The organism is Proteus sp. fly-1013 (genome assembly GCF_040140245.1).
Lineage (GTDB): Bacteria > Pseudomonadota > Gammaproteobacteria > Enterobacterales > Enterobacteriaceae > Proteus > Proteus mirabilis_B.
Map to the genome: position 1 here is coordinate 25,284 of NZ_JBEEWD010000001.1, position 13,118 is coordinate 38,401.

At 39.9% G+C, this 13,118-nt stretch carries 15 protein-coding genes; 2 read left to right on the top strand and 13 right to left on the bottom strand.

The genetic code is table 11. The annotated features are described in order from the left end of the window. Positions 1-22: 22 nt before the first annotated feature. The 3 genes from nrdE to ABN236_RS00110 are packed head-to-tail and all read right to left on the bottom strand — an operon-like array spanning position 23 to position 2,810. Positions 23-2,149 carry a class 1b ribonucleoside-diphosphate reductase subunit alpha gene (nrdE, locus tag ABN236_RS00100; protein ID WP_349473127.1) on the bottom strand — a complete coding sequence of 709 codons (2,127 nt, stop codon included), beginning with the start codon at positions 2,147-2,149 and terminating at the stop codon, positions 23-25. Between the two features lie 5 nt (positions 2,150-2,154). Further along, complete coding sequence (gene nrdI / locus ABN236_RS00105) at positions 2,155-2,574, bottom strand: class Ib ribonucleoside-diphosphate reductase assembly flavoprotein NrdI (protein WP_088493461.1); 420 nt, start codon at positions 2,572-2,574, stop codon at positions 2,155-2,157. Positions 2,575-2,585: 11 nt separating this feature from the next. Beyond that, the gene (locus tag ABN236_RS00110) at positions 2,586-2,810 is read right to left on the bottom strand and encodes a glutaredoxin family protein (protein ID WP_075671554.1); all 225 of its coding nucleotides are present in this window, start codon (positions 2,808-2,810) and stop codon (positions 2,586-2,588) included. A 283-nt stretch (positions 2,811-3,093) separates the two neighbouring features. Between ABN236_RS00110 and ABN236_RS00115 the strand changes: the two genes are divergently transcribed. Together ABN236_RS00115 and cspE are read left to right on the top strand one after the other, a co-directional pair. Next, entirely contained in the window at positions 3,094-3,567 is a 474-nt protein-coding gene (locus tag ABN236_RS00115; RefSeq protein ID WP_088493460.1) for a methylated-DNA--[protein]-cysteine S-methyltransferase, read from the top strand. Between the two features lie 197 nt (positions 3,568-3,764). Continuing rightward, on the top strand, positions 3,765-3,974 hold the full coding sequence (gene cspE / locus ABN236_RS00120; RefSeq protein ID WP_023581133.1) for a transcription antiterminator/RNA stability regulator CspE: 210 nt from the start codon (positions 3,765-3,767) through the stop codon (positions 3,972-3,974). 213 nt (positions 3,975-4,187) lie between these two features. Here cspE and crcB read toward each other — a convergent pair whose 3' ends face one another. From crcB to rsfS, 10 genes are all read right to left on the bottom strand, one after another. Beyond that, positions 4,188-4,562 carry a fluoride efflux transporter CrcB gene (gene crcB, locus ABN236_RS00125; RefSeq protein WP_023581134.1) on the bottom strand — a complete coding sequence of 125 codons (375 nt, stop codon included), beginning with the start codon at positions 4,560-4,562 and terminating at the stop codon, positions 4,188-4,190. 13 nt (positions 4,563-4,575) lie between these two features. Then, a complete protein-coding gene (gene lipA, locus ABN236_RS00130; RefSeq protein WP_075671558.1) occupies positions 4,576-5,541 on the bottom strand; it encodes a lipoyl synthase in 966 nt (321 codons plus the stop codon). A gap of 101 nt (positions 5,542-5,642) precedes the next feature. Continuing rightward, positions 5,643-6,287 (bottom strand): lipoyl(octanoyl) transferase LipB, encoded by a 645-nt coding sequence (gene lipB, locus ABN236_RS00135; protein WP_088493458.1) that lies wholly within the window; start codon positions 6,285-6,287, stop codon positions 5,643-5,645. 160 nt (positions 6,288-6,447) lie between these two features. After that, on the bottom strand, positions 6,448-6,711 hold the full coding sequence (gene ybeD / locus ABN236_RS00140) for a DUF493 family protein YbeD (RefSeq protein ID WP_036912266.1): 264 nt from the start codon (positions 6,709-6,711) through the stop codon (positions 6,448-6,450). Between the two features lie 200 nt (positions 6,712-6,911). Then, positions 6,912-8,123: a D-alanyl-D-alanine carboxypeptidase DacA gene (gene dacA / locus ABN236_RS00145; protein ID WP_349473128.1), complete on the bottom strand. Its 1,212-nt coding sequence runs from the start codon at positions 8,121-8,123 to the stop codon at positions 6,912-6,914. A gap of 121 nt (positions 8,124-8,244) precedes the next feature. Then, complete coding sequence (rlpA, locus tag ABN236_RS00150) at positions 8,245-9,240, bottom strand: endolytic peptidoglycan transglycosylase RlpA (RefSeq protein ID WP_349473129.1); 996 nt, start codon at positions 9,238-9,240, stop codon at positions 8,245-8,247. A 10-nt stretch (positions 9,241-9,250) separates the two neighbouring features. Beyond that, positions 9,251-10,363 (bottom strand): peptidoglycan glycosyltransferase MrdB, encoded by a 1,113-nt coding sequence (gene mrdB / locus ABN236_RS00155; RefSeq protein ID WP_349473130.1) that lies wholly within the window; start codon positions 10,361-10,363, stop codon positions 9,251-9,253. A gap of 5 nt (positions 10,364-10,368) precedes the next feature. Continuing rightward, complete coding sequence (mrdA, locus tag ABN236_RS00160) at positions 10,369-12,264, bottom strand: peptidoglycan DD-transpeptidase MrdA (protein WP_088493454.1); 1,896 nt, start codon at positions 12,262-12,264, stop codon at positions 10,369-10,371. Between the two features lie 38 nt (positions 12,265-12,302). Next, positions 12,303-12,773 (bottom strand): 23S rRNA (pseudouridine(1915)-N(3))-methyltransferase RlmH, encoded by a 471-nt coding sequence (rlmH, locus tag ABN236_RS00165; protein WP_004246050.1) that lies wholly within the window; start codon positions 12,771-12,773, stop codon positions 12,303-12,305. A gap of 2 nt (positions 12,774-12,775) precedes the next feature. Next, complete coding sequence (gene rsfS, locus ABN236_RS00170; RefSeq protein WP_006537732.1) at positions 12,776-13,102, bottom strand: ribosome silencing factor; 327 nt, start codon at positions 13,100-13,102, stop codon at positions 12,776-12,778. Positions 13,103-13,118 lie beyond the last annotated feature (16 nt).

A 13,118-nucleotide genomic window follows, 5' to 3' on the forward strand; every position in this document is an offset into this window, starting at 1 on the left:
TATGTTCTCCTTATTGTTATTATTAAAGTGCGCACGAAACACAGCCTTTGATTTCAGTACCTGCTAATGCAGATTGTCGGATACGAATGTAATACAAGGTTTTAATACCTTTACGCCATGCATATATTTGCGCTTTGTTAATATCACGAGTTGTTGCTTCATCAGAAAAGAATAATGTGAGCGATAAACCTTGGTCGATATGTTGAGAAGCCTCAGCATAGGTATCAATAATTTTCTCAGCCCCAATTTCATATGCATCTTGATAATACTGACGGTTTTCATTGGTCATAAAGGGAGCAGGGTAATAAACTCGCCCAATCTTACCTTCTTTTCTAATTTCTATTGGTGCGGCAATAGGATGAATACTCGATGTAGAGTGGTTGATATAGGAAATAGATCCTGTTGGTGGTATCGCCTGTAAATTTTGGTTATAGATCCCATGCGTCATAATAGATTGCTTGAGAGCCTGCCAATCTTCCTGTGTTGGAATATGAACATTAGATTGACTAAATAGCTGGTGGACTTTTTGTGTTTTAGGCAACCATTGTTGTGATACATATTTATTAAAATATTCACCCGTTGCGTATTTCGAATTTTCAAAGCCTTTAAACTGCTGTTTTTTTTCAATGGCTAATTGATTTGAAGCTAACAACGCATAGTAAGTGACGGTATAAAAATAGATATTAGTGAAATCTAATGCTTCTTCAGAGCCGTAATAAATCCCTTCACGCGCTAAGTAGCCATGTAAATTCATTTGTCCTAAACCAATGGCATGAGAAGCGAGATTACCTTTTTCAATAGAAGGAACGGACTCAATTTTCGTCATTTCAGAGACATTGCTTAATGCTCTAATTGCCGTGCTGACGGTATGTGCAAAATTAGGTGAATCCATTGCCATAGCAATATTCATAGAACCTAAGTTACAACTGATGTCATGACCAATATGGCAATAGCTTAAGTCTGGGTGATACTCACTGGCGCTGTTTACTTGTAAAATTTCAGAGCAAAGATTGCTCATATTAATTCTACCAGCGATAGGATTGGCACGATTTACCGCATCTTCAAACATGATATAAGGATAGCCAGACTCAAATTGAATTTCGGCAAGTGTTTGGAAAAACTCCCTCGCTTTAATTTTCTTCTTACGAATTTGCGCGTTATTCACCATCTCACTGTATTTTTCACTCACACTGATTTCCGACATAGGTACGCCATAAACACGCTCTACATCATAAGGTGAGAAGAGATACATATCTTCATTGCGTTTCGCTAATTCAAACGTGATATCAGGGATAACAACGCCTAAAGAGAGCGTTTTTATTCGCACTTTTTCATCTGCATTTTCTCTTTTTGTATCAAGAAAATGGTAAATATCTGGATGATGAGCATGAAGATAAACAGCGCCAGCCCCTTGTCTTGCACCTAACTGATTAGCATAAGAAAAAGCATCTTCAAGCATTTTCATAACAGGAACAACGCCAGAAGATTGATTTTCTATACGTTTAATCGGTGCACCTGCTTCACGTAAATTAGTGAGCAAAAATGCAACACCACCGCCACGTTTAGAAAGCTGTAACGCGGAATTTACCGATCGACCGATAGATTCCATATTATCTTCTATACGCAATAAAAAGCAGGAAACCAATTCACCGCGTTGTTGTTTTCCGCAATTTAAAAAAGTCGGTGTAGCGGGTTGAAAACGACCACTAATAATTTCATCTACAAGATGAATAGCAAGATCAGTATCGCCTTGTGCAAGCGTGAGAGCCACCATACAAACGCGATCTTCATAGCGTTCAAGATAGCGCTCTCCATCAAAGGTTTTTAAGGTATAACTGGTGTAGTACTTAAAAGCACCAAGGAAAGATTGAAAGCGAAATTTTTTACTATAAGCATGTTTGAATAGCTGTTTGATAAAGGCAAATTCATACTGTTCTAACACTTGCGCTTCGTAATAGTGTTGTTGTACTAAGAACTCGAGTTTTTCTTTTAGATCATGAAAAAATACTGTGTTTTGATTGACATGTTGACGAAAAAAATGGTGTGTCGCTAATTTATCTTTATCAAACTGAATATTACCTTGCTCATCATAGAGATTTAGCATGGCATTCAATGCATGGTAATCCAGTTGTTCTGTTGATTGTGTCATGTTAATTATCTCGTGACGCATTGGTCAGTAAGACTTGACCAAAATGTACTTAAACCTGTTTTTACGCGATTCACATCTTCTGGCGTACCTAATAATTCAAATCGATACAAAAAAGGGATTTGGCATTTTTGTGCAATAATATCGCCAGCTAATCCGTAAGCTGCACCAAAGTTAGTATTTCCAGAAGCAATGACTCCACGTATTAATTGGCGGTTTTCAGGAATATTTAAAAACTGAATAACTGCTTTAGGAACTGCACCTTTAGTACCACCACCACCATAAGTTGGGCAAAGCAACACAAAGGGTTGTGTTGCAAGCAATGTTTCATCTTCAATAATTCTGGTCGCATTTAAATTGAGCTTTTGTACAAAGCGATGGCAGTTTTCAGAGCGACTTGAAAAATAGATCAAAGGTGCAGTTTGCATGAGATGCTCCTTTAGAGCGTGATCTGTCTGATTTTATCAGGACAGAAACCTGACCAATGCTGTTCACCATGAACCACAACAGGTACTTGGCGATATCCCATAGAAACGATACGGGCGAGAGCTTGTGTATCTTTGGTGAGATCGACTGCAACAAACGGAATGTTTTTCTGTTTTAAAGCGCGTTCTGTGGCACTGCATTGAACGCAATTCGGTTTGGTATAGAGGATAACAGACATAAAAATAACCCTTATAAAAATATGGATGCGTCTGTTTTCACATCCATAATGAGAAGTACTTAAATACTATATATAGAGTTATTTATTTTCAACCACACAATATATGGTGATTTTCATTTTTGATAATGATTATCATTAAAATTAAACAGTTAGTGAACTAATTTTATTTTTAGATCGCTCGATTGATCAATTTTTATTAGATATACGAGTAATTAGATGATTGCTTTATCAATCAAGCATGATTTAATCTGATTGCTAAAGACAAATCAGCAGAGAAAACATTATGTACCAAGACTATCTCGATGCACCTAAAGGCTTCCCAAAACCTTATATCTCTATCACTGCAAATGAAAAAGGGATCACGAGTCTCTATTTTGTGAATGACAAAGAGGCTGCCGTAAGTTCGAGCCCTGTTATTAACCAATGTATAAAACAATTAAAAGAGTATTTTGCAGGTAAACGCACGACATTTTCGGTGCCATTAGCGCCAGAAGGAACGGAATTTCAAAGCCGTGTTTGGAAAACATTACAAACCATCCCTTATGGTGAAATTTGGAGTTATAAAAAATTGGCGCTTACATTAGGTTCGGTCAATTATTGCAGAGCGGTAGGAATGGCAAACTCACGCAACCCAATATCTTTAATTATTCCTTGTCATCGAGTTATTGGTCATAACGGTAAGTTAGTCGGCTATACCGGTGGATTAGATATTAAGCGTTGGCTGCTTCAATATGAAAAGGTAGAAGTCGATGAATAGTTCAGATTGTAAGTATTAAGTATTGTTTCTTAAGTGAACTATGTGTTAAGGCATGGGATTTGTCTGAATATTAATCATTTGGCAGAAAAAAAATGTGAGTTTCGTGATCTAGACTGTGGACAGGGAATCATCATTTTTGTTTTACTATAGCCAACGCAAAACGCTTGCGTTTATTTTCTATTTTAAAGGTAAACTTGATGTCTAAATTAAAAGGTAACGTTAAGTGGTTTAACGAAACTAAAGGTTTTGGTTTTATCACTCCAGAAGATGGCAGCAAAGATGTATTTGTACACTTTTCCGCTATTACATCAGAAGGCTTTAAAACCCTTGCTGAAGGTCAAAAAGTAGAGTTTGAAGTTACTGACGGCGCGAAAGGGCCATCTGCTGCAAACGTTGTCGCTATCTAATTAACGACTTCTTTGAGACAAGTAAAAACCCGTTGAATAACGGGTTTTTATGTATCTAGAGCAAAACCCGTTGAATAACGGGTTTTTATGTATCTAGAGCAAAGCCCGTTGAATAACGGGCTTTTATGTATCTAGAGCAAAGCCCGTTGAATAACGGGTTTTTATGTATCTAAAGCAAAACCCGTTTTATAACAGGTTTTTATATTCCAAGCATTACATCTCGCGTAGTAACCAAAACGCAAAAGCGGTCATTAAAAATGAACCTGCCAAGTTAGCGCCCATCGTACTTAATGCCCATCCTATCTTCCCCTCAGTTAAGAGTGCGACAACTTCGACAGAAAAGGTTGAAAACGTTGTCAAACCGCCACAAAAGCCCGTAGTTAGCATAATTTTCCAAATAGGATCAATATGTGGTGCTTTGCTAAACCAAGCGATACCAAAGGCAATAATAAAAGCACCGATACAGTTAGCAATAAAGGTGCCTGTGGCAAAATGAGGAAAAATAGAATTTAGGCGGTAGCTAATTAGCCAGCGTAATACGCTACCTAAACCACCACCTATAAATACAGCAATTGCAATATTAAGCATGAGAGATTAATTGTTATTTAACCTCAATCCCCTGAGCTTGAAGATCAGCATGATAAGACGAGCGAACAAACGGCCCACAAGCTGCATGGGTAAAGCCCATCGCAAGTGCTTGCTCTTTCATATATTCAAACTCGTCAGGACTGACGTAGCGTTGAACAGGAAGATGGTGACGGCTTGGCTGTAAATATTGCCCTAATGTCAGCATCGTTACCCCATGTTTACGCAGATCACGCATAACGTCAATAATTTCTTCGTTGGTTTCCCCAAGACCGACCATCAAACCTGATTTTGTTGGAATATCAGGGTGAGCTTGCTTAAAACGCTCTAACAATGTCAGCGACCATTGATAGTTAGCACCTGGTCGTACTTGACGATAAACGCGAGGAACATTCTCTAAGTTATGGTTAAAGACATCTGGTGGCGTGTCAGTGAGGATCTCAAGCGCTTTATCCATACGGCCACGGAAATCAGGAACTAATGTTTCAATACGGATCGTTGGGTTTTTTGCACGAATTGCAGCAATACAATCCGCGAAATGTTGAGCACCACCATCACGTAGATCATCACGGTCTACGGACGTAATTACGACGTAGCGTAAACCCATATCTTTAATAGTTTGAGCAAGTTTTTCTGGCTCTTGAGGATCGGGAGCATTAGGACGGCCATGAGCGACATCGCAGAATGGGCAACGGCGTGTACAAATTGCACCCAAGATCATAAAGGTTGCCGTTCCGTGGTTAAAACACTCAGCAAGGTTAGGGCAAGAGGCTTCTTCACAGACGGAATGAAGGCCATTTTTACGCATTGCTGCTTTGATACCCTGAATTTTACTTGAGTCAGCGGGTAGCTTTATTTTCATCCAATCAGGTTTGCGTAGCAGTTGTTCACGTTCTGTAGCGACTGTTTTAACAGGAATAAGTGCCATTTTATCGGCGTCGCGATATTTAACTCCGCGTTCCATCTGAATAGGTTTACTCATAATTGTGCCAGTTCCAGTTATCTAGAGTGATTAACACGATGTGACTGAGGTAATCAGGGTTTTAAAAAAATATGACAAATGTTAAAAAAATTATAGCATTTTTATTGCTGTGGTTGAAATCCTAGTTGTGTACAAAAATGCTTAACTAATAACGGTGCTACCTGTGTCGTTGTCGTATTCGGTGCAAAATCAATTAACTGCGTCATTTTTAGATCAGAATAACCGCAAGGATTTATTCGTGCAAAAGGGGATAAATCCATATCGATATTGAGCGCAAGTCCGTGAAAGGAACAACCTTTACGAATGCGTAATCCTAAAGAGCAAATTTTATCACCTTTTACGTAAACGCCGGGCGCATCAGCGCGAGCATAAGCTTCTACATTAAACTCTGCTAGCGTGTCTATAACGGTGTTTTCAAGAGCGGTAACTAATTGACGAACACCTACATGATTGCGTTTTAAATCAATTAAAACATACATCACTTGTTGACCGGGGCCATGATAAGTTACTTGACCACCACGATCGGATTGAATAACCGGGATAGTTCCCGTATTTAATAAGTGTTCAGCTTTACCTGCTTGGCCTTGGGTAAAAACCTGTTCATGTTGAACGAGCCATATTTCATCAGGTGTGTGACTTTCCCGTTTTTCCGTAAACTGATGCATAGAATCAGAAACCGGTAAATAGGGTTTCACACCTAATTGGCGAATAATGATTGTCTTGTCTTGCACCGTGAAAATCTTCATTTGTAGCGTAATTGTGAAGAGCAGTATAACGCTCCAGTAAATGAACTACCAGATTGAGATGTTTTTTTTCCGAGGTAGGGTGAAAAATGAGGAAATGCAGAATAAGAAAAAGCGCCTTTATGAAAGGCGCTTTTAAAAAGTCATTAGCTAAAAGAAGAGATTACAGAACCATACGTACTAGTTCAAGTTCACCTAATTCTTTATACAACGTTTCTACTTGATCAATATGAGTTGCGTTGATGGTAATAGAAACAGAGTGGTAATTACCTTTGCTACTCGGTTTAACCGATGGTGTGTAATCACCAGGCGCATGGCGTTGAATAACTTCAACAACTTGATCCACTAATTCTGGTTTTGCATGGCCCATCACTTTATAAGTGAAAGAACATGGAAACTCTAACAGTTCATTTAATTTTGTTTTCATCATAATGTAATTCCTTAAGACAACAGGTGCTGTTGTTTTAATAATTTATTTCTACACCTAATCTTAGCAAATAAAAAGCGCATTCCTTACATAATAAGGAATGCGATACTGGTAATTAGGGTAAATATGGGAATGGTAAATGTGTTTCTGCCAATATCTGTATAAAAGTTATATGTGGTCACATTTACCTTTTTCAAGCCTTAGCCAAACCAGTGTGAGAATAATAATTTGATATAGTCAATAATACGGCTAAAGAAACCACCTTCTTTTACTTCATTCATCACAACTAGCGGACGCTGTTCGATAACTTGACCATCAAGTTGAAAATTAATTGTTCCTACAACTTGGTTTTTAGTTACTGGTGCATGTAATTCTACATTATCAAGAATATAGCTTGCTTTTAAATCTTTTAAACGACCACGAGGAATAGTTAAATAAACATCTTTATCTACCCCTAATTGTACTTTATCTGTCTCGCCATACCAGATAGGCTCAGCAGCAAATTCTTTACCCACTTGTAATGGTTTTACGGTTTCAAAGAAACGAAACCCCCAAGTAAGTAGCTTTTTACTTTCGGCATCACGACCTTTAGATGAGTGACCACCCATAACTGCAGAAATTAAACGCATATCGCCTTCAGTTGCAGACGCAACAAGGTTATAACCTGCTGATGCAGTATGGCCTGTTTTAATACCATCAACATTTAAACTGGTATCCCACAACAAACCATTTCGGTTTGTTTGGCGGATATTGTTGTAGGTGTACTCTTTTTCTTTATAGATGGCGTATTCATCAGGCACATCGCGAATTAATGCAGCACCAATTAGTGCCATATCGCGAGCCGAGCTATATTGTCCCGGAGCATCAAGACCATGAACGGTTTGGAACTGTGTGTTTTTTAAACCAAGACGTTTAACGTAGTCGTTCATCATGGTCACAAATGTATCTTGGCTTCCTGCAACATAAGAGGCCATTGCGACACAAGCATCATTCCCTGATTGTAAGTTAATACCACGGGTTAACTGTGCAACAGTAACTTGATCACCCGGTTTTAAGAACATTAAAGATGAGCCGCGAAAAACAGGATTACCCGTCGCCCACGCTTCTTCACCAATCGGTACGATATCGCTATTAGAGATTTTACCAGCACGAATGGATTGACCGATAACATAGCTGGTCATCATTTTGGTTAAACTTGCAGGATCACGACGAACGTCGGCATTCATTTCAGCCAGTACTTTCCCAGAATTATAATCAATAAGAATATAAGATTCGGCTTCGATACTAGGAACAGACGGTATCATTGTTTTTAGGGAATCTTCCGCAATACCTTGATGGCTTACTGTGAGTAAAGCGAAAGTGGCGCTTAATAGGCTTGTTCTTAGTAATTTTGCTGGGAGTATTTGTTTCATTCTGTTTGTTTAATCCGAAAATTCAGGGAAAAATAGGGACTGATAAATAAAATATCAGCAAATCCAGACGATTCTACGCTTGAATTTGCTGATATAAAAAGGATTTTACGTAAATTATCCTTTATTGGGTAATAATAAACCCAGTAATATCTTTAACTTGTTTTAGCTTGTTTTTTATCGTTTCGGCTTGATCTTTAGATGAATAAGGGCCGAGTTGTACTTTATATAATCCATCTGTCTTGTTGATTACACCTTGAGTGTTAAATAACGACGATAAATCATTGAGCCAAAATTGTGCATTATTTTCGTTACTGAGAGCACCAACTTGGACATAAAAGCCTCGTGCTATGGAATTTGAGGATAAAACGGGTTTGGGTGCTTCTGCCTTTGCCGGAGCCGGCGTTGGAACTGGTGCCGGAACTGGAGTAGGTGCTTTTACTTGCACAGGAGCCGATGGTTCAACAGGCATATTGTTGTTGATAGGTGTTGATGTCGTTAATGGCGCAGGTGTTGCTGGTTGAGCATTAAAATTAGGACGCTCTGGTAATGCGGTCGTTTTCTTCTCTATTTGCGCACCATGTGTACCGATACCGCTCATATGGCCACTTTGGTCAACAACAATTCCTTCAATAAGCAAGGGTGTTGTCGGCATTAAACGTAAGCTATCAGAAACCGCTGGAGTGACTTGGATCTGTTTTCCATTGACGTAAGGGCCACGGTCGTTAATACGTACAACCATTGTGCGCCCATTGAGCAAGTTTGTGATTTTTGCATAGCTTGGGATCGGTAATGTAGGATGAGCAACAGCAAACTCATAAGGATTAACGCGTTCACCAATGGTAGTTAAACGACTCATCGCTAAACTATCATAGACAATCGCTTCTCCTCGCTCACTAAAGTTTGCAGGATCAGTCACAATACGGTAAACCACCCCATTTTTTCGATAATCTTGATTTGCCGTAGGATGATAAGGCTCGTAACGTGGCTCTGCACCGAGAACACGTTGAGCTGGCACATTGGGTAATGGTGCTGGCGGTTTATTGGTATTCGTTTTATCAACAACACACCCCGACAGTAGCAATGCACTGATACCGATCAAAACCCATTGCAGACGCATAAAAACCTCATTATAAACTTTTCGATAGTAGTTTTCGGTGTGTATGAATCGACATCACGATACCAAACCCTGCCATTAAGACAATCAGGGCCGAGCCTCCATAACTCATCAACGGTAACGGAACACCGACAACAGGAAGAATGCCACTCACCATTCCTATGTTGACAAAGACATAGACAAAGAAAATTAGCATTAATCCGCCAATCATTACTCTACCAAATGTATTTTGTGCTTTCGTTGCAAGGTAAAGGCCTCGCGCGATTAAGAGTATATAAAGAGTCAGTAGTATCAAAACACCAATTAATCCGAGTTCTTCCGCCAATACAGCAAAAATAAAGTCTGTATGGCGCTCTGGTAAGAATTCTAATTGAGATTGAGTGCCTTGTAACCATCCTTTTCCATGTAATCCACCAGAACCAATGGCAATTTTAGATTGGATGATATGATATCCTGCCCCAAGCGGGTCTGATTCAGGGTCGAGAAGCATCATTACTCGTGCTTGCTGGTAATCATGCATGAGGAAAAACCAGAGTATGGGGATAAAGGCGGCAACAAGAATAATAGCCACAGTGATAAGTCGCCAGCTCATTCCTGCAAGGAAAAGGACGAATAATCCAGAAGCAGCAACAAGAATAGATGTTCCTAAATCTGGCTGTGCGGCGACTAATAAAGTTGGCACAAAAATAAGTACCAGAGCAATGGCCGTATTACGTAATGTAGGAGGGCACACATCGCGATTCATAAATCGAGCGACCATTAAAGGCACGGCTATTTTAGCAATTTCTGAAGGCTGAAAACGCACAATACCTAAATCTAGCCAACGTTGTGCTCCTTTACTGATTTGCCCAAAGACATCAACAAGAATAAGTAAAATAATACAGAAGAAATAGAGATGAGGAGCCCAGCTTTCATAGACTCTTGGTGGGATTTGCGCCATGACTATCATAATCATGAAACCCATAGTAATCTGTCCTAACTTACGTTGCATCATTTCTGGATCTTGCCCGCTGGCACTCCACATAATAAATGCGCTGTATCCTAATAAAGCAATAATACAAAGTAAGAATAATGGATCGATATGTATCCGTGTCCAGAAGGATTTTTTCTTATTATTTTCAGTCATGAGTATTATTCCTCTGAACCACGCGGTGCTGGTGGAGACGCTGGCAATACAGTGTTGTTATCACCAAGGAGAATGTGGTCAAGGATTTGTCTTGTAATATCACCGACAGAAGGGCCTGCACCACCATTTTCTAAGATAATAGAGATAGCTACAGTTGGATTATCATAAGGCGCAAAGGCAATCATCAACTTGTGATCACGAAGATGTTCTGCCAATTGGCTCGCATTGTAGGTTTCGTAACTAAACACCTGTGCCGTTCCCGATTTTGCTGCTGCTTTATAAGGTGCATCAGCAAAACTTCGGCGACCTGTACCATTTGGGAAGTTAGCCACACCATACATACCGTATTTTGCGAGTTCCCAATAACCTGAGTGGATATCGCCAATTTGGCGAGTTTCAGTATCAACATAAGGCAGCATTTCATTGCCTAGTTTTGTACCGTAAAGTAGGTGAGGAGTTTTAACTTGACCGTCATTAATCAATGTCATTAAAGCTTTCGCCATTTGAATTGGCGTTGCTGTCCAATAACCTTGTCCAATACCTACTGGGATCGTGTCACCTTGATACCAAGGTTTTTTATAACGTTGCTGTTTCCACTCACGTGTTGGCATGATGCCATTGCGCTCTTCAGAGAGATCAATACCTGTATATTCGCCATAGCCAAAGCGACCCATCCAAGTTGATATACGATCAATTCCCATATCATAAGCAACTTGGTAGAAGAAGGTATCCGCTGATTCTACGATAGATTTTGTGACATTAAGTTTTCCATGTCCCCAACGTTTCCAGTCTCGATAACGTTTTTCTGAGCCAGGAAGTTGCCACCAGCCGGGATCATGAATGGTTGTATTGGCTGTGATCACACCTTCGCTTAATGCCGCAACAGACATAAAGGGTTTCACGGTTGATGCTGGTGGGTAAAGACCTTGAGTTGTTCGGTTGATCAGCGGTCTATCTGGGTTATTTAGTAACCCTTGATATTCTGTGTTCGATATTCCACCGACAAATAAGTTAGGATCGTAACTAGGGTTTGATACCAGTGCTAAAATTTCACCATTGCGAGGATCGGTTACTACAACCGCGGCTCGGCTTGTAGTGAGCAATGTTTCAATGTAAGTTTGCAGTTCAAGGTCGATGGTAAGATAAATATCTTTACCTGCTTGTGGCGGCTGTTCGTGTAATTGACGAATAACTCGACCACGGCTATTAACTTCAACCTCTTCATAGCCTGTTGTGCCGTGTAAAGTAGACTCATAATAACGTTCGATGCCTAACTTACCGATATCATGAGTTGCAGCATAGTTAGGTGATAAACCTTCTTTATCTAGACGTTCAACATCTTTATCATTAATTTTTGCGACGTAACCAATCACATGCGTTAATGCTGAGCCATAAGGATAATAACGGCGTTGATAGCCTTTGATTTCTAAGCCGGGATAGCGATATTGGTTGATAGCGAAACGCGCGACTTGTACTTGGCTTAATGTTGTTTTTAAGGCGATAGAGCTAAATCGACGTGAGCGCTTGCGCTCTTTTTCAAATGCCGCAATATCTTCGTCAGTTAAGTCAACAACATCCCTTAAACTTTCCAGCGTTTCTTGTAAGTTTGCTACTTTTTCAGGCACAACTTCTAATTGGTAGATAGTACGATTAAGCGCAAGAGGGATGCCTTTGCGATCGTAAATAATACCTCTGCTAGGAGCAATCGGTACTAATTTAATTCGGTTATCATTTGAACGTGTCTGATAATCATCATGGCGAGCGATCTGTAAGTGATTGAGGTTAAAAACCAAAACACCACTCAATATAATAATTACTGAAAATGCGACAATCACACGACGGATAAATAGCTTTGATTCCGCAGTATAATCTCGAAACGGGGTACGTTTTTTTCTTTTCATCCCATTTGACTTCACTTACTGACCCGCCAATTTATTGATTATTCACGATGATAAGGATGGTTTGTGGTAATGCTCCATGCTCGATAAAGGCTTTCTGCAACCACGACACGAACAAGGGGATGTGGCATTGTTAAAGGAGATAAAGACCAGCTTTGTTCAGCTGCAGCTTTACAAGCGGGTGCTAATCCTTCCGGGCCACCAATGAGTAAGCTGACATTTCTACCATCGAGCTTCCATCGATCAAGCTGTTCTGCAAGTTTTGGCGTATCCCAGCGAGCGCCAGGAATATCGAGAGTGACGATACGATTTCCTTTACCTACTGCAGCTAACATCTGTTCACCTTCTTTTTCGAGAATACGTTTAATATCCGCATTCTTTCCTCGCTTGCCTGCGGGGATCTCGATAAGTTCTAAAGGCATGTCTTTGGGGAATCGATTAAGATAATCCATAAAGCCGGTCTGTATCCAGTCCGGCATTTTTGTACCAACGGCAATGAGCTGTAATTTCAAACTCAGCTCCAGAGTTTTTCAAGTTCGTACATACGGCGACTATCTTCTTGCATAACGTGTACCATGGCTTCGCCAAGATCAACGACAATCCAGTCAGAAACGCCTTGTCCTTCAACACCTAAAGGTTGTAATCCCGCTTCGCGGCAATCATCAACGAGATTATCTGCAACTGACATGAGGTGTCTGCTTGATGTACCCGTACAAATGATCATGTAATCAGTTACACTTGATTTTCCACGGACATCTAATGCAATAATGTCTTGAGCTTTAGAATCTTCAAGTTTATCAATAATAAATTGCTGTAATTCAGAACCTTGCAAAAGGATCACCTTTAATCTAATGGGT